The following is a 15785-nucleotide window of genomic DNA, read 5'->3' on the forward strand; positions in this document are numbered from 1 at the left end:
AATAGAAAAAAACCGCAGTGTCTTGCCAAATGCAAGGAGCTGCGGCTTTTTTGTGGTAACTTGGAGATAAGAAAGAGGGGGATCATATGATTACATTCGAAGCTGTCACCGAAGCAACCATGGAAGAGATTTTAGAAATTCTTAACTCCAATCCAGTCTACAACGAACTGGAAAACGGTAACCCCATGCGGTCAGAAAAGGAAGTAAGAAATGAGTTTCTCAACACTGAAACGGAAAGCTTGCTGGTAAAAGTGGAAGACAGGAACATCGGAGTCATCGACTTTTTGCCAAACAACCCGAAAGATAAAACCCCTTGGATCGGTTTACTCATGATACATGGTGTTTATCAAGGAAAAGGTTACGGGAGAAAGGTGTATGAAGCTTTGGAAGAAAAATTGATCGAAGAGAACTACCATAACGTGCGCCTTGGTGTCCTGCAGGAAAATGAAGCCGCCAAAGCCTTCTGGATAACGCAGGGTTATGAATATTACCGAACAATCCAATGGGAAGGCAAAAAGGTAGATTGTTTCGAGAAAGAGTTACAATAAAACACATAATGGGAAATTTCTGTTAATATAGTTCTAACAGGTTCGATGGTCCTGGTTTTATAGGACTAGTTAAACTTGTCATACATAAGAGAACATATAACTAACAGGGGGGGATTCTATAATGGAAGCAAAACCGATGTATTTCGATGGCAGTATGCTGAACAAGGAATGGGGGAAGAAGGGCGCACCTGTAAGGAAGGAAATGTTCCAGTTCACGGATGAGATGAGAAAGAAAATTAGTGCCAGTCCTTGTCGAGTAGTCAAAAAGTAAGCCACATACATAATAGGCGCCATCCTATGAAGGGTGGCGCCTTGTTTTATTTGAAGGTACTTGTATTTTTTCAATGATGGATGTCTATAAAGGCGATGTACTGAAAAAATATGTATTTAATTAGCCTGGCCCTTATCTTGGGGCTCTTTTTTATGGCTAAAAGGAACACTGATACAACAAAAACATACCTTAATTAAATAAATATTTATTGTAAAACGATAAATTATATGGTAAATTCTAACTGACAATGAATAAGTGAGGTGCTGTTTATGAAACGGGAAACACTCTTTTTAAAGATCGCTGTGTTTCTTATGGGGCTTCCCATTCTTGCTTTGTGTATATTTGGGGTGCCTTCCATAGCTAAGGGAGTTTCGGAATTTCTTGATATGGCTTATTTGCAATACCCTGTTTTGATAGTGTTGTACGCGACGGCGCTAGCTTTTTTCCTGGCGCTATATCAGGCTTATAGACTGCTAAGCTATATTGATAAGAATAAAGCTTTCTCGGATTTATCGGTAACTGCTTTAAAAAACATCAAATACTGTGCGATCACAATCAGCGGCTTTTATGTGCTGGCCATGCCGCTATTTTATCTTGTCGCGGAGTACGATGATGCCCCAGGTGTGATTGTCATAGGGTTAGTGATAATTTTCGGCTCCCTGGTGATTGCTGTGTTTGCTGCTGTCCTTCAGAAGCTGCTACGAACTGCCATTGAAATAAAATCAGAAAATGATTTAACGGTCTGAGGTGATGAACATGGCGATTATAATCAACATTGATGTGATGCTGGCAAAAAGGAAGATGAGTGTGACAGAACTGTCGGATAGGGTTGGTATTACGATGGCTAATCTTTCGATATTGAAAAATGGAAAGGCCAAGGCGATTAGAGTCTCCACACTGGATGCGATTTGTAAGGCTTTGGATTGCCAGCCGGGGGACATTCTGGAATACCAGCCGAATGAGGACAGTGATGAATAATTCCCTTCAGGATTTCTATATAGACAAATCCGTTGGCGGAAAAATCAGGCGAGCGATCAAACAACTTTTTCACTTTGGGTGGGAGCAAGCCTTATCCTGCCTGTTCCCTGTGGTCATTTTTGCCTCTTTAGCGATTACACAATTCATCCCGCTTCCATTCCTGCCAAGGTATGATTGGCTCCTCAGCATCTTTCTTTTGATGCAGTGGGGCATGGTGCGTTCTGGACTGGAAACGAGGGATGAATTAAAGGTGATTACCCTCTTTCACCTGATTGGACTCGCGCTTGAAATTTTCAAAGTGCATATGGGTTCCTGGTCTTATCCGGAAGCAGGATATTTTAAGATTTTTGGCGTCCCTTTGTATAGCGGCTTTATGTATGCAAGTGTGGCGAGCTATCTTTGCCAGGCGTGGCGGAGGCTGAAGGTGGAACTGGTTCAGTGGCCGCCATTTTGGGTCGTTGTGCCGCTGGCAGCAGCGATTTACTTGAACTTTTTCACGCACCATTACTGGATCGATGTGCGATGGGGCTTATCGGCCTTAGTAATCATCGTCTTCTGGCGCTCATGGGTCACCTATTCAGTGAATGGCAGTCGTTATCGCATGCCGCTCGCCCTGTCTTTTGTACTGATCGGATTTTTTATATGGATCGCTGAAAATATCGCAACGTTCTTCGGAGCATGGGAATACCCGAACCAAACGGAGGCGTGGAGTCTCGTACATGTAGGAAAGGTAAGTTCCTGGCTGTTATTGGTAATTGTCAGCTTTTTGATCGTGGCTACGTTGAAGCGAGTGAAGGGGAAAATATATCAGGAGTAGGGAATGTATGATTTTGACGAAAAACCAATGTATGCATCGATGTGTACATTTCAGGAAAAGGACATCTTGAAATCCCAAGCTGTCTTTTTTGATTTGAGAGTTTTAGTGAAAAAAGAAAAAATAGTGCCTCCTCCCCGATGAGTTAATGCTTTACTACAGTGGGGGTCAGACACTGGTCTTTATAAGCATTTTTTAACCCCCAGGTAATAAACATTTAAGGAAGGGGGAGATAAGATTGATATTAAAGATGATAGACTTGAGCCTAATGGCAGAACACTTGCCTGTTCATAAAGCGGAACTGGATAAATTAGCGTCTTTTATCTGTGTTATACAAAATCCACAGGTAAAGCAAGTGGCAGAGGAACAGTATATGATCATGCAAAATCATATTAAAGTCATGATAGGACTAATGAATTCAAACGAGAATGAAACCATTGATGTAAATGATTTACACCAATGGGAACCGGCGCAACTGAACTGTCAGAACGTTTCACCAGGAATGACTCAAGAGAACATACTGATAGAATTAATAGCATCTGCTCAAACAATGGCTAATAAAAACTTTAACTCAGGGCTTAGGATGAAAGCGGAGAATGTGCGAAATATCCATGTTCATATGGCCTTACAGCAAATGATGATTTTAAATCGTTATCTCGCTTTAAAAGATAAACTTTTGAAGGACACTGCACCACAGAGTACCTTGGAGAAACAGACTAAAACTTTTGAGGAATTTAAACGTATGTTTGAAAAGTAAATACTGGATGTATTTCCGTTCCACTAACATCACCCGGCCTAAATATTAAAATCGAAACCACAGTTTGTCGGTAAACGAGGACTGTGGCTTTTTCTATTAAAGTAAAACATTTACCATGATGGCTTCCAAGGCTATTATGGTAGATAGAGGATCAAAACTAATAATGTGGTAGAAAGCGTTGCCAGGAAAAGAAGGAGGGACATTATGAAAACGATTGGACTGATCGGTGGGATGAGCTGGGAGTCTTCGGCTGCATACTACCGGATGATCAACGAGCAAGTCAAAGACAGATTAGGCGGGTTACATTCTGCCAAGTGCCTGTTATATAGTGTTGATTTTGATGAAGTGGAACGCTATCAGACAGAGGGAGATTGGAAAAGTGCCGGAGAAATGTTAGGCAAGGTTGCAAGGTCTCTAGAAACAGCAGGAGCAGATTTCATTGTAATATGTACTAATACGATGCATAAAGTGATTGATAGAATCGTAGAAGAGATTCAAATACCTGTCTTACATATCGCAGACGCGACCTCTAATCAAATTCAAAAAGCAAACATGAAGAAGGTTGGTCTGCTAGGTACGAAATATACGATGGAGCAGGATTTTTATAAATCGCGGATTGAAGAGAAAGGCATTCAGGTGATCGTGCCGGATAAGGAAGAAATAAATATCGTAAATCAAGTGATTTTTGAAGAGTTATGTCTTGGACAAACCAGGCAGTCTTCCAAGGATTATTATAAAAAAGTAATAAAAAACCTGATTGATGAGGGCGCGGAAGGAGTCATATTAGGTTGTACGGAAATTGGTTTATTGATAAAACGAGAAGATGCAGCGGTCCCATTGTTTGATACAACAGAAATTCATGCCATGGAAGCAGTGAAAGCTGCGTTACAATCATAGCTTCATCAAGCAAGTGCATGTCCCGGATAAAAGGGGACAAGCACTTGTTTTCTTATTTCACATTGGGGGATTCTTGACATACCAAAATGATAATAATATATTGAAAATGCAGAAAAATTAGAAAAATGTTATATCTACATAAAGCGAAAATGCCAACGACTGGAGTCACGTACCATTGAGATTGATCCTGGAAGAGGGTATCGTGAACGGTGCTAACGTGCTCGGTCAAATAGTACTTACATAAAATTAAGTAATAAGGTGGGCATGATTTATGGGAACCAGCAGAGAGCTAGTAAGAAAGAAAATAGATGAATTGTGGGACGAAGAGAAGTTGTTTTTGAAAACGCTTGGGAGTTTTCCAAGTACGTTAGGAAATGAAAAAGAAGTACAGGAATTTATCTATCATTATTTACAGGATATGGGGCTGGAGACAGAATCGGTGGAAGTCGATCCGGAGCGGTTAAGAGATTATAATAATTTTGGGGAGCCGGAATGGTCCTATAAAGAGCGTCCGGTGGTTGTAGGAGAATGGAAAAGCACAGGTCCGAAAAAAGGGAAAAGTCTGATCCTTCAAAGCCATATGGACGTAGTAAGTGCCGGACCTCTAGATCAGTGGGAGACGAATCCTTATGCTCCGGTTATAAAAGACGGCAACATGTATGGCAGAGGCCTGCTTGATATGAAGGGAGGTTTTACAGCCATCGTTTTTGCAGTCAAAGCCCTGCGGAATCTCGGCGTAGATCTGGGTGCAGATCTGCAAATACAGAGTGTGATTGAAGAGGAATGTACCGGGAACGGGGCGCTTGCTTTACTGGATCGGGGTTACACAGCCGATGGAGCACTGATTCCGGAACCGACCCACTTAAGTCTGTTCCATTCCCAAGTGGGCGTCATGTGGCTTCAAGTGAAAGTGAAAGGAGCGGGTGCTCACGTGGAGCGGGCAGAGAGTGCCCAAAATGCGATCATGAAGGCGCACAAATTGATGGAGGCGTTGATGGAGTATCGCGCGCATATCAACAGCCGGTCGAAACACCCTGATTTTGAGCATCATCCTCACCCGCTCAATGTTAATGTTGGGAAGGTAGAAGGCGGGGACTGGGCTTCCAGTGTTCCGACAGCATGTACCTTCGAAGCGAGAGTTGGCTTTTATCCAGGAACCGATCCGGAAACCGTCCAGCAAGAGGTCAAGCAGTGGCTATTGGATGTTGCAAAGGAAGACGAGTGGCTGAAAGAAGCGACGCCGGAAATTACGTTCATTGGTTTCTCTGCACCGGGCTATACGATTTCCAAAGAAGAGGAGATCATGAAGGAGATGACCGAATCTCATTCCGCTGTAACCGGCAAGCAGGCGGAGAATCTGGCTTTTACCGCTACTACGGATCTGAGGGCGTTCGGAGAGTTTAACATTCCGGCTACTTGTTATGGGCCGATCGGCGAAAATATGCATGCGCCCAACGAATACATTGAACTGGACAGTCTGAAGACGGTGACGAATGTAATTGCTGATTTCATTTTGCGGTGGTGTGAAGAAAAATAATCAGTACGAGGACATCTGGTTATGACCCTTTGGTAGTATAAAATAAAGGAAATGCTCGGAGGATACTCCGAGCATTTTTTCGTTCATTAATAAAATTACTTGTTAGGCAGCGGAGCTTCCGGGGAAATGAAGCCCTTTTCTACTAGCGTTTCCCAGAATTCTTTTGGGATGTCGCGCTGGATCATTTCAATATCTTCTTTGATTCGGTCCGGCCGCGTTGAGCCTGGAATCACGGCTCTTACGGCAGGATGGGCGGTGGAAAATTGCAGGGCTGCTGCTTTTAACGGGACATCGTATTGTTGTCCAATTTCCTTCAGTTGATTGACATGTTCAATAATCTCCTGTGGAGCTTTTTCATAATTATAATGGTCTCCACCGAGCAGTACACCGGAGTTATATGGGCTGCCTACGACAATATCGACATTCTTTTCTTTTGCCTTTTTCATCATGCGCTGTAAGGCCTTCTCATGTTGCAGAAGTGTGTATTGCGTAGCAGACAGGCACATATCCGGTTGTGTTTCCTCCAGATCCATGGCAAGTTCAATCGGTTCAGTTGTATTGACCCCAAGGCCCCAGGAACGGATAACACCTTCTTCGCGGAGCTGAGTCAACACACGAAATGCACCTTTTCTGGCTTCTTCGAATTTTTCAGTCCATTGATCTCCATGAAAATCAGGAGAGACATCATGAACAAATACGAAGTCTAATCGGTCGGTTTTTAACCGCTCGAGGCTCTGCTCGATCGATCGCTTCGTTGCATCTTCGGTGTAATCGGTAATAACTTTATTATCACGGGCGTCCTCGAATAAGCCCTCTTTTTCTTCTTTTTCATCGGTCATATAGCGGCCTACTTTGGTGCTTAACACATAGTCATCACGATCATAGTTGGATAACACCTCTCCAAGTCGCATTTCCGCTAAACCTGCGCCGTAGAAAGGGGCGGTATCAAAATAGCGTACCCCTTGATCCCAGGCGTTCTGAATCGTTTCCCGAGCTTCATCTTCCGGAACGTCGCGGAACATATTTCCTAACGGGGCTGTGCCCAAGCCAATTTTATGGTTTAATGCCTGATCAAGTGATTTCATTGTTAATCCTCCTCTTGTTTCATTGATATAGGACTATATCCAGTTGAATGGAAAGTGAAACAAGAGCATCGAAGTACACGGAGATTTGAACAAGGTATTGCTGGGATGAATGGTATATAATAAACACCGTGTTCATCCAATTTTTGCAAGGCGTTATTGGTGTGTTGACGAATGATGTAAATGTAGGTAGTATAGTTATTTAGGTATTAAAAATCAATATAAATCGGCAGTAATGTACTAGGCGATAGAACTGGTCATAAGCCAAAAGAAGGTACCTTGTCTTCTTTTGGCTTTTTTTACACTTTAAGAAAGTTTAACTTTGTTAAAGGATCAAAGTATAAGAAATACTAAGGCTTTCGCCATAAGTACTTGGCGACAAGCCAAGTTTTTCTAAAGGAACTATACAGGGAACCATTTTAAGCGAATGCTTTATGAAGGGGAGTCTGTTTATGGAGAATTCTATCGTCATTCCTATCACGAGTGAAGAAGATATCGTCATTGCCAGAAAAATGGGCAGAGAATTTTCAGAAATGCTTGGTTTTTCCACGATTAGCAAAACAAGAGTCATTACTGCTGTTTCAGAGCTTACCAGGAACATCTATCGATATGCAGAAAATGGCTGGATTAAGTTGGAAGTTATCCAGTCTTCTCAAAAAAAAGGACTAAAAATTACAGCAGTAGATAAAGGTCCTGGGATTAGAAACATTAGTGAGGCTTTGACGGCGGGCTATTCCAGTTCCGGAAGTCTCGGTGCCGGTCTGCCTGGAACAAAGAAAATGATGGACGAGTTTAAAATAGATTCTTCGCCAGAGCTTGGAACGCAAGTCATTGCAGTAAAATGGATGAAAACAATATAGAGAGTGTCTGCCTTGTGGTAAAGCTTGTCCTTCGGGTAGACACTTTTTTTGTTTAAGTGGCTCATTGTAAAAAGACCGCTTCATTCGGTGTGCCCGCTATTACTTGTCCAGGGTTAATGAAATCGGTTACAATGAGGTCAATAAGGAGGTGCACTTATGGCGTCGTCGTTTATACAATTGGAAGAAATTTTCAAAAGAACTCAAGGAGCTTTAAATGAGTTTAAAGATATCATTACTCCAGTGATCGAAAAAGCTGAGGATGATCACGAGCGCCTGTATTGGCATCATATTTATGAGGAAGAAGACCATCGTTCAGACCGCCTGGATCAGCTTCTGCCTCAGTTGAATGAAATTAACGCTAATAATGCGAAGGTTTCCCCCGATAATCGAGAGTTTGTATACCTGCTGCAAGATATCAGTCTGGAGAAGTTTGGATTACATAACTTCCTGGAGCATTTAGACCTTTCTTTATACACCTTTAAAGATACAGAATTTGAACAGCCGATTCAGAAATTACGTGATCTGACAGCAGAAGATTACCAGCAGTCCAAGCAGCTTCTGGAGCAGTTGAATGAAGAGTTCAACATGGCTGACTATCAAGCTTCAGTGCCTACGGATGAAAAAGATGATATTGATAAAAGTCTTAAAGTTGAAGCCTATTCCCAATCAGACAAGCAAGCTGAAAAAGCAGAAGAATCTAACAGGAATATAACAAGAAAAAGACTGACCGTCGGAAGCTTAAAACAGCAATCATAAGGAGGTCGAACAATGGATAAAACAACAATTTTCGCAGACTCACCTTTAAGTAATGAGGAATGGAACGAACTGGATCAGACCGTTTTTGAACACGCAAAAAAACAGCTGGTCGGCAGACGCTTCATCGATATATATGGTCCGTTAGGGGAAGGGGTACAGTCGGTTCCGACAGATATTTATGAAGCGCCGGGCCGCGGCGGGATCAGCCTGCAAGGACAGGATTCCGAGCTTTCCAATCCTGCCCGCCGTGTCAATTTAACGGTGCCATTGTTGTATAAAGACTTTATCCTTTATTGGAGATATCCAACAAGCCAAAACCCTTGGCAGCCCGATTGATTTTTCAGCTTCTGCCAATGCTGCGCAACAATGTGCGCTTGTGGAAGATGATCTGATTTTTAACGGATCCAAAGAATTTGACCTGAAAGGAATCATGAACATAAAAGGGAAGCTGTCTCACATTCGCAATGATTGGATGAAATCCGGGAATGCTTTTGGCGATGTGGTAGAGGCAAGAAACAAACTGTTGAAAATGGGACATACGGGTCCATTTGCCTTGGTGCTTTCCCCGGAATTATACGCATTAATCCACCGGGTTCACCAGGACACCCACGTGTTAGAAATTGATCATGTACGTGAACTGATGACTGCCGGTGTATTCCAATCCCCAATGATCAGGGGAAGCCGTGGAGTTGTTGTCGATGCAGGTAAACAGAACATTGATCTTGCGATAGCGAGTGACTTTGATACGTCTTTTCTGGATGAAGAAAATATGAACTATTTATTCCGGGTATATGAAGCGATTGTCTTGAGAATTAAGCGTCCTACCGCCATTTGTACGCTCGAATCTCCTGAAGAATGATAGGAAAAATACAACAAGGTCAGGACCTGAGGAGTCCTGACCTTGTTGTGCATATTTGTGATTTCGAGTTAGGCAATCGTATAAATCTTTTCTTCTGGATAAACGTCACTGACGTCTATTTCTTTCTTCACATTTTTCAGACCGATATCTTTGATGACTAATAAGGCTTCCTCGCGGAAAAGAGGGTTATAGCTTCCGTCATTCAGTTCAATCAGGCGTTTTAAATACTTTAATTTTTGTTGCATCTTTGTATGTTTGAAGGATTGATTACGAAGTTCATGAATTCGTTTATGTTTAGGCTGATGGATGACGCTGACTTCTTTAGCATTAACTATTAACAGCTGACCTTCTTCGGTAACACATCCAATAGAACAGAGAGCAGAACCTAATAATTCGACCTTTGTAATGACGATATTATTGTATTCTTCTCCGGTAGAAAGGCGGAGATAATCGCTTTCAATGACTCCACCGACTTTTCTTTCGTTCGCAAGGATGGTATGCATATCTTCAAATCCGTTTATCTGACTTTTCATCATGATACCTCTCCTTCTCAGAAACATTATTGATAACGATTCTCATTATCATCATTGTAAGTGATAATAATTGGGGGGTCAAGGATATTTTGCATCAAGTTAACAATTATTATTCAAAGAAAGGTGATAGCCGGCATGAAAAAGTTGACGATCGGTTCTTTAAAACCAGGCAGTACAGCGGCTTATAACCAGGAAGAGAAAAGCAAGACAGCCTCTTCTCAACCAGAAATAAAACAACTCGAGATTGACCAGCATGGATCGACTTACAAAGTAAACCCTGTACATAACGTTACCGTGTTAGATTCAGCTTTAAACCAAAAAATTAACCTTGATTATAAGTGTAAAAAAGGAACGTGCGGAAAGTGCAAGATAAGAGTGTTAAAAGGGGATACTTTGATTACTTCTGTAAATGACAGAGAGCAAAAAAAGCTTAGGGGAAAAATAAATGATGGTTACCGGCTTGCCTGTCAAGCTGTATTTAAGGAGAGATAAAACGCGTGTATGCTGTTTAATCTTATGCAAAAAGTCGCCGAACATCCTGGCTTTATTGGTGAGAAACGGGGAAGTCTTTGAGACAAATACAATTAATTTAGTGACGAATACGATAGTACATATTGACGAAAAAAACATGTATGCATCGATGTGTACATTTCAAGCATATCTCCCCCTCATTTGAAAAGAAAGGAAGATAAAAAATGAGTCCAAAGCAGCAAACTGATGATGGACCCTACAATAAAGAAAAAGCAGTGTCATTTTTACAACTGGTTGCTTCAGGGAAAGCCCGAGAAGCATTTAACCGGTATGCGGCTCCTGATTTTATCCACCACAACCCTTTTTTTCGCGGGGATGCTGAATCACTGATGGTTGCGATGGAAGAGGATGCCGCAAAGAATCCTGACAAAGCATTTGAGGTTAAGCGTGCTATTGAAGAGAGAGACCTTGTTGCAGTTCACTCCCATGTAAAACAAAATTCAGAGGATTTAGGAGCAGTGGTGGTACATATTTTCCGTTTCCAGGATGATCTAATTGTTGAATTATGGGATGTAGGTCAACCACTCCCTGAGAACTCCCCTAATGAGAATGGTGTTTTTTAGGTGTACTATCCAATAATTTCATAATAGTACGAACAGCCATCATTCCATTTCCTGATAAAGTTTGATATAAGTGTATTTTTCTCTTTTCAGATGAATACCATTTATCTGAAAGGGGGGAAGAAATATGAGCACAGAAGGTTATGAATATCAGCCACAATATGAAGGTACCAGGAACATGCATGAGCAATGCAAGAGGCACATGGAATATCACGTTATAATCTCAATGAAAGATGGAAGTTCATTTGATGGCGTCATTGTAGATGTAGGCTCGGATAACGTTAGTGTGTTAGTCGGTGAAGATGTCATGGAGCGGGAAAATGAAGAGGAAGCCCGGCAATTTTACGGTGGCTTTGGCCGACCCAGAAGAAGGTTCCGACGCTTTAGACGTCGTAATTTCCCAATTGCTTCGTTAGCTGCATTGGCCCTGCTGCCTTATATTGCTCCTTATCCTTATCCGTACCCTTATTATCCATATTCGCCATACCCCTATTATTGAAAAAGGATAGTGCCTGCCCCTCGGCTAAGTAATGTTTTACAACAGGGGTTCAGGCACTTTTTTGTGTAAAACAGCTGCAATTAGAATAGAAACTCGAAGCGCATTCAGGTAAGAATGGATAGTTTTAAATAATAGTACCTGCCCTCCTCTTTAACTGCGGTGCCTGCCCCCCGGTTGATTAAAGCTATACAACAGTAGGCCAGGCATTTTTTAAATACAACCGTGAAAGTCTCCCTCCTTTTACTGAATATCGCCCCAAACCAGATTTCCTTTATATGGATTAAAATTCACGTAAAAGCTTTGATCCATAGCCATTATATATATGCGTTCATTTTTGCAAAATCATCACTTACAAACTCTGCACAGTGAAACCCCTTACAAAACGTTCGGAAAGCCATTATACTAAGGTCATAAGATGATCATCTAAATCACAACCGTATAATTCTGCAAAATTCACCAGGCGACAAACTAGAGTGAGGGGGATCCCCATGGTATTGGATAAAAGGCGTGCACACTTATTATCCATCATTCAACAATCCGCTGGTCCCATTCCAACGAAAGATCTGGTTGCAAAAATGAATGTGTCCCAACGGACGATTTATTATGATATCGATCAGATCAACAGTTGGTTAGAAGGTCAGAATTTAGAGCCGATTGAAAGCAAGCATGGCGAAGGGCTTTATCTGCCCGACACTTCAAAGTCCAAATTGAACCTCCAAAAGGAGGAAGGTTTTGAGGACTGGCAGTACCAGTTATCGAAAGAAGAACGAGAAGTACTCATTAAAGCAAAAATATTATTAGAAGAACAGGATGCCTCGATGCAAAGCTTCATGGACATTACGAGTATGAGTCGAGGCACGGTTGCTAAGGTTCTCAAAAATATCAAAGAAGAGTTCAGACAGGCAGGATTGAAGTTGTACTATCAGAAAGGGTCGGGCTACCGATTAAGTGGTCCTGAAGAAACAAAAAGAGAGGTACTTTCAGACATCCTGGCCCTCATCTTCTCCCACCCGGAATGGCAGAATGTCAGGAATGAGGTTCACCAAATGATCCAGCCGGGAGCAGAGGGATCGTCCCAGGAGACGGATCAACGGCTGATCGTGAGAAATCTTCTGTATGAAGTGGAACAAAAATTAGGACTGACGTTGACCGATGAGATGGTGGAAATTCTTTCTTTACAGATCTTAATGATCATGAAACGAACCCAATTGCAAAAGTATATCGTTGTTGAAGAAGAAGAAAAAGAGGTGCTTCAGCAAACGGAAGCTTATCAGGCAGCCCTGTTCATTACGAATAAACTGAAAGATTTATGGAAGGTTTCCTTCCCGGATGATGAAATCTGCTTCATTACGATGAGTTTATTAGGCTCCAAGGTACAGCACGATGACTTCAGCCGCTATACGGAACGTGAACTATCCGGGCTGCGGAATGTGGTTCAGGAAATGATAGCTGACTTTCAATTGTATTCCTGTGTGGTGTTTGATGATAAAGAAGGACTTGAGGAAAACCTGATTTCCCACATCAAGCCTACGTATTACCGCTTGAAATATGGCGTGAAAATCGCCAATGATTTAGCTGATAGTATTCAGGAAAACTATCCGGACATCTTCCACTTAACGAAACGTGTGATGAAGCATTTAGAGATTTATGTTGGAGAGACAATCCCCGATGAAGAGACGGCTTATATAACACTCCACTTTGGCGGGTGGCTGACAAAAGAGAAAAAACAGGTAGAAACAAAGTTCAGCGCAATTATTGTTTGTGAAAACGGGATTGGAACCTCCAACATGCTACGCTCACAACTGGAAAATCTGATTGCCGGATTGAATGTAACCAGGACCATGTCCATTAGGGAATACCAGTCGATCGAACCTGACGCAGACGTTATCTTCTCTACCAATTATATTAAGGCAAAAGATATTCCTGTTATCCATGTGCCAGCGATACTGACCAATCTGGAAAAAGAACAGATCATGCGGCAGATGAATGAGCTTTTCCAATCGAAGCATCAGGAAAAAGACTCGACGGATTTGCTGATGGAAGTGATCGAACGATATGCCACGATTCATCATAAAGACGAACTGAGAAGAGAATTGGTTCATTTTACAGAACAAAATACTCCGCTGACAAAGGAGCTGCGAAAGCCTATGCTGAACGAATTATTAACGGAACAAACGATACAATTCAAAGATCATGTATCCAGCTGGGAGGAGGCCATCAAAACGGCTGCTCAGCCATTGATCGTACAGCAAGCGATTCGCCCTGAGTATATTCAGGCGATGATTGATAATGTTAATGAAATGGGGCCTTATATCGTAATAGCCCCTAGAATCGCAATTCCCCATGCACGTCCCGAAGCCGGGGTTGAAAAACTGGGAATGAGTTTCCTGCGATTGAAAGATCCTGTTTATTTTTCAGACAAGGAAAAGCACCGGGCCCAGTTAGTCATCATCCTGGCGGCGATTGATAATCAAACCCACTTAAAAGCATTGGCTCAGCTAACGGAGATGTTATCCAATGATGAAAATGTCGAGCAGCTAATTGCAGCCAGTGAACCGGAGCATGTGATTGAAATCGTAAACAAAACCGTAGAGGTATAACAATTTGAGGAGGAATTTAAAATGAAAAAAGTATTGGTAGTATGTGGGAATGGTTTAGGGAGCAGCATGATTGTCGAAATGAACGTGAAAGCTGCATTGAAGGAAATGGGGAAAGAAGCGGAAGTATCCCACACAGACTTGACGACAGCAAAGACAGAACAAGCGGACATCTTCTTAGGTTCCGAGGATATTGTAGGCAGCCTGGAAGACGGAAATAAAAATGTCGTGAAACTGAAAAACCTGATGGATAAAAATGAGCTCCGTGAAGCATTAGAAAAAAATATGTAATAGACGACGGGAATTAAATCCAAAACAAAGGAGCGTTACACATGATTGATTTAATAATGAAGGATGTCTTAGGAACCCCTGCCATACTTGTCGGTTTATTCGCGCTTATCGGACTCCTTGTGCAACGCAAAGATATCGGAGATGTTGTCTCCGGAACACTTAAAACAGTAATGGGCTTTGTGATCCTTGGTGCCGGGGCGAATGTACTCGTCCAGTCCCTGGGTCAGTTCAGCAGCATGTTCAATGAAGCTTTTGCCGTAGACGGGGTTATTCCAAACAATGAAGCCATCGTTGCCCTTGCACAGGAAAGTTTCGGTACAGAGACGGCAATGATCATGCTGTTCGGTATGGTCGTCAATATTCTCCTCGCCCGCTTTAGTCCTTTTAAATATATCTTTCTGACTGGCCACCATACGATGTTCATGGCCTGTTTAATCGCTGTCATCTTAGTCACAGGCGGATTCTCCGGGGCGTCCATGATCATCCTGGGATCAATTATTCTTGGTTCCCTGATGGTGTTATCCCCAGCTATGCTACAGCCTTTCACCCGTAAAGTAACGGGTTCTGACGACTTTGCCATCGGACACTTCGGTTCATTCGGTTATCTGATTTCTGCTTTAGTAGGAAAAGCTGTCGGAAAAGGCTCTAAATCAACCGAAGAAATTAAAGTGCCGAAATCGCTCAGCTTTTTACGAGACACTTCAGTTTCTGTTTCCTTGACGATGGCCATCCTCTTCTTTGTCGTTGCAGGCGCTGCCGGACCTGCCTTCGTTGAGGGTGAACTGAGCGGCGGACAGAACTTTCTTGTCTTCGCCTTTATGCAAGGACTTACATTCGCTGCCGGTGTCTACATCATTTTAGCTGGTGTGCGTATGCTATTGGGTGAAATTGTACCTGCCTTCAAAGGAATTGCTGACAAGGTTGTTCCAAATGCCAAACCAGCACTGGACTGCCCTGCGATCTTCCCATTCGCAGGAAACGCAGTGATCATCGGCTTCTTCTTCAGCTTTATTGCTGGCCTGGTCAGTATGCTATTCCTGCCTTTACTGGGATTAAAAGTCATTGTGCCAGGACTGGTACCTCACTTCTTCACAGGTGCAGCTGCCGGAGTATTCGGTAACGCCACGGGCGGAAGAAAGGGAGCAATCATTGGTTCGATGGCCAATGGGGCAATCATCAGCTTCTTACCAGCCCTATTGCTGCCGGTGCTTGGCTCACTCGGATTCCAGGGAACAACCTTTGGGGATGCCGACTTCGGTGTCGTAGGTATTGTCCTTGGTAACCTGATCCGCATCATTGAAGCGAACAGCGTTGTATTCGCAGCTGTATTAATAATCATCGGAATCCTTTTCTTCCTTGGCTCCAGATCAAAAGGCAAAGAGGAAGAAGACAGTACAGATGTAGCTTAATAGACT

General features: G+C 42.5%; 18 protein-coding genes and 1 pseudogene. 17 read left to right on the top strand and 2 right to left on the bottom strand.

Features of this window, described 5'->3' with window-relative positions; translation table 11 throughout:
• Window positions 1-86: 86 nt before the first annotated feature.
• The 8 genes from ACGTN9_RS10725 to ACGTN9_RS10760 all read left to right on the top strand — a co-directional run bounded on the left by ACGTN9_RS10725 (window position 87) and on the right by ACGTN9_RS10760 (window position 5802).
• Window positions 87-548: a GNAT family N-acetyltransferase gene (locus tag ACGTN9_RS10725; RefSeq protein ID WP_499592615.1), complete on the top strand. Its 462-nt coding sequence runs from the start codon at window positions 87-89 to the stop codon at window positions 546-548.
• Window positions 549-669: 121 nt separating this feature from the next.
• On the top strand, window positions 670-819 hold the full coding sequence (locus tag ACGTN9_RS10730; RefSeq protein ID WP_499592617.1) for a hypothetical protein: 150 nt from the start codon (window positions 670-672) through the stop codon (window positions 817-819).
• A 269-nt stretch (window positions 820-1088) separates the two neighbouring features.
• Entirely contained in the window at window positions 1089-1565 is a 477-nt protein-coding gene (locus tag ACGTN9_RS10735; protein ID WP_499592619.1) for a DUF2975 domain-containing protein, read from the top strand.
• A gap of 10 nt (window positions 1566-1575) precedes the next feature.
• Complete coding sequence (locus ACGTN9_RS10740; RefSeq protein WP_499592621.1) at window positions 1576-1797, top strand: helix-turn-helix domain-containing protein; 222 nt, start codon at window positions 1576-1578, stop codon at window positions 1795-1797.
• On the top strand, window positions 1790-2614 hold the full coding sequence (locus tag ACGTN9_RS10745) for a DUF817 domain-containing protein (protein ID WP_499592623.1): 825 nt from the start codon (window positions 1790-1792) through the stop codon (window positions 2612-2614). The genes ACGTN9_RS10740 and ACGTN9_RS10745 overlap by 8 nt, the downstream gene beginning before the upstream one ends.
• A gap of 235 nt (window positions 2615-2849) precedes the next feature.
• Window positions 2850-3368, top strand: a complete 519-nt coding sequence (locus ACGTN9_RS10750; protein ID WP_499592625.1) for a hypothetical protein — start codon at window positions 2850-2852, stop codon at window positions 3366-3368.
• A gap of 204 nt (window positions 3369-3572) precedes the next feature.
• Complete coding sequence (locus tag ACGTN9_RS10755; RefSeq protein ID WP_499592627.1) at window positions 3573-4265, top strand: aspartate/glutamate racemase family protein; 693 nt, start codon at window positions 3573-3575, stop codon at window positions 4263-4265.
• A gap of 271 nt (window positions 4266-4536) precedes the next feature.
• On the top strand, window positions 4537-5802 hold the full coding sequence (locus ACGTN9_RS10760) for a M20 family metallopeptidase (protein WP_499592629.1): 1266 nt from the start codon (window positions 4537-4539) through the stop codon (window positions 5800-5802).
• Window positions 5803-5897: 95 nt separating this feature from the next.
• Here the strand turns inward: ACGTN9_RS10760 and ACGTN9_RS10765 are convergent, their stop codons facing one another.
• Window positions 5898-6887 (bottom strand): aldo/keto reductase, encoded by a 990-nt coding sequence (locus tag ACGTN9_RS10765; protein WP_499592631.1) that lies wholly within the window; start codon window positions 6885-6887, stop codon window positions 5898-5900.
• A gap of 449 nt (window positions 6888-7336) precedes the next feature.
• Here ACGTN9_RS10765 and ACGTN9_RS10770 point away from each other — a divergent pair, with 449 nt between their 5' ends.
• The 3 genes and pseudogenes from ACGTN9_RS10770 to ACGTN9_RS10780 all read left to right on the top strand — a co-directional run bounded on the left by ACGTN9_RS10770 (window position 7337) and on the right by ACGTN9_RS10780 (window position 9359).
• On the top strand, window positions 7337-7744 hold the full coding sequence (locus ACGTN9_RS10770; RefSeq protein ID WP_499592633.1) for an anti-sigma regulatory factor: 408 nt from the start codon (window positions 7337-7339) through the stop codon (window positions 7742-7744).
• 156 nt (window positions 7745-7900) lie between these two features.
• Window positions 7901-8500, top strand: coding sequence for an IMEF encapsulin system ferritin-like cargo protein (locus tag ACGTN9_RS10775; RefSeq protein WP_499592634.1), 600 nt, complete (start codon window positions 7901-7903; stop codon window positions 8498-8500).
• Between the two features lie 12 nt (window positions 8501-8512).
• Window positions 8513-9359: pseudogene (locus ACGTN9_RS10780) on the top strand (family 1 encapsulin nanocompartment shell protein).
• 68 nt (window positions 9360-9427) lie between these two features.
• On the opposite strand, the gene ACGTN9_RS10785 reads toward ACGTN9_RS10780, so the two are convergent.
• Window positions 9428-9895: a hypothetical protein gene (locus ACGTN9_RS10785; protein ID WP_499592635.1), complete on the bottom strand. Its 468-nt coding sequence runs from the start codon at window positions 9893-9895 to the stop codon at window positions 9428-9430.
• A 132-nt stretch (window positions 9896-10027) separates the two neighbouring features.
• Here ACGTN9_RS10785 and ACGTN9_RS10790 point away from each other — a divergent pair, with 132 nt between their 5' ends.
• From ACGTN9_RS10790 to ulaA, 6 genes are all read left to right on the top strand, one after another.
• On the top strand, window positions 10028-10384 hold the full coding sequence (locus tag ACGTN9_RS10790; RefSeq protein WP_499592637.1) for a 2Fe-2S iron-sulfur cluster-binding protein: 357 nt from the start codon (window positions 10028-10030) through the stop codon (window positions 10382-10384).
• Between the two features lie 203 nt (window positions 10385-10587).
• Window positions 10588-10986 carry a nuclear transport factor 2 family protein gene (locus ACGTN9_RS10795; protein WP_499592638.1) on the top strand — a complete coding sequence of 133 codons (399 nt, stop codon included), beginning with the start codon at window positions 10588-10590 and terminating at the stop codon, window positions 10984-10986.
• A gap of 124 nt (window positions 10987-11110) precedes the next feature.
• Window positions 11111-11482, top strand: a complete 372-nt coding sequence (locus tag ACGTN9_RS10800; RefSeq protein WP_499592640.1) for a small nuclear ribonucleoprotein — start codon at window positions 11111-11113, stop codon at window positions 11480-11482.
• Between the two features lie 488 nt (window positions 11483-11970).
• Window positions 11971-14082, top strand: a complete 2112-nt coding sequence (locus tag ACGTN9_RS10805; protein ID WP_499592642.1) for a BglG family transcription antiterminator — start codon at window positions 11971-11973, stop codon at window positions 14080-14082.
• 21 nt (window positions 14083-14103) lie between these two features.
• Window positions 14104-14370, top strand: coding sequence for a PTS sugar transporter subunit IIB (locus ACGTN9_RS10810; RefSeq protein ID WP_499592644.1), 267 nt, complete (start codon window positions 14104-14106; stop codon window positions 14368-14370).
• Window positions 14371-14411: 41 nt separating this feature from the next.
• Window positions 14412-15779 (top strand): PTS ascorbate transporter subunit IIC, encoded by a 1368-nt coding sequence (ulaA, locus tag ACGTN9_RS10815; RefSeq protein WP_499592646.1) that lies wholly within the window; start codon window positions 14412-14414, stop codon window positions 15777-15779.
• Window positions 15780-15785 lie beyond the last annotated feature (6 nt).

Origin of the sequence: Halobacillus sp. B23F22_5, assembly GCF_043497085.1 — a bacterium.
Classification (GTDB): Bacteria; Bacillota; Bacilli; order Bacillales; family Halobacillaceae; genus Thalassobacillus.

What these genes read in the sequence shown, in the direction of transcription:
- ACGTN9_RS10725 (WP_499592615.1), top strand. Translation starts at nt 87, where the DNA reads ATGATTACATTCGAAGCTGTCACCGAAGCAACCATGGAAGAGATTTTA.
- ACGTN9_RS10730 (WP_499592617.1), top strand. Translation starts at nt 670, where the DNA reads ATGGAAGCAAAACCGATGTATTTCGATGGCAGTATGCTGAACAAGGAA.
- ACGTN9_RS10735 (WP_499592619.1), top strand. Translation starts at nt 1,089, where the DNA reads ATGAAACGGGAAACACTCTTTTTAAAGATCGCTGTGTTTCTTATGGGG.
- ACGTN9_RS10740 (WP_499592621.1), top strand. Translation starts at nt 1,576, where the DNA reads ATGGCGATTATAATCAACATTGATGTGATGCTGGCAAAAAGGAAGATG.
- ACGTN9_RS10745 (WP_499592623.1), top strand. Translation starts at nt 1,790, where the DNA reads ATGAATAATTCCCTTCAGGATTTCTATATAGACAAATCCGTTGGCGGA.
- ACGTN9_RS10755 (WP_499592627.1), top strand. Translation starts at nt 3,573, where the DNA reads ATGAAAACGATTGGACTGATCGGTGGGATGAGCTGGGAGTCTTCGGCT.
- ACGTN9_RS10760 (WP_499592629.1), top strand. Translation starts at nt 4,537, where the DNA reads ATGGGAACCAGCAGAGAGCTAGTAAGAAAGAAAATAGATGAATTGTGG.
- ACGTN9_RS10765 (WP_499592631.1), bottom strand. Translation starts at nt 6,887, where the DNA reads ATGAAATCACTTGATCAGGCATTAAACCATAAAATTGGCTTGGGCACA.
- ACGTN9_RS10770 (WP_499592633.1), top strand. Translation starts at nt 7,337, where the DNA reads ATGGAGAATTCTATCGTCATTCCTATCACGAGTGAAGAAGATATCGTC.
- ACGTN9_RS10775 (WP_499592634.1), top strand. Translation starts at nt 7,901, where the DNA reads ATGGCGTCGTCGTTTATACAATTGGAAGAAATTTTCAAAAGAACTCAA.
- ACGTN9_RS10785 (WP_499592635.1), bottom strand. Translation starts at nt 9,895, where the DNA reads ATGATGAAAAGTCAGATAAACGGATTTGAAGATATGCATACCATCCTT.
- ACGTN9_RS10790 (WP_499592637.1), top strand. Translation starts at nt 10,028, where the DNA reads ATGAAAAAGTTGACGATCGGTTCTTTAAAACCAGGCAGTACAGCGGCT.
- ACGTN9_RS10795 (WP_499592638.1), top strand. Translation starts at nt 10,588, where the DNA reads ATGAGTCCAAAGCAGCAAACTGATGATGGACCCTACAATAAAGAAAAA.
- ACGTN9_RS10800 (WP_499592640.1), top strand. Translation starts at nt 11,111, where the DNA reads ATGAGCACAGAAGGTTATGAATATCAGCCACAATATGAAGGTACCAGG.
- ACGTN9_RS10805 (WP_499592642.1), top strand. Translation starts at nt 11,971, where the DNA reads ATGGTATTGGATAAAAGGCGTGCACACTTATTATCCATCATTCAACAA.
- ACGTN9_RS10810 (WP_499592644.1), top strand. Translation starts at nt 14,104, where the DNA reads ATGAAAAAAGTATTGGTAGTATGTGGGAATGGTTTAGGGAGCAGCATG.
- ulaA (WP_499592646.1), top strand. Translation starts at nt 14,412, where the DNA reads ATGATTGATTTAATAATGAAGGATGTCTTAGGAACCCCTGCCATACTT.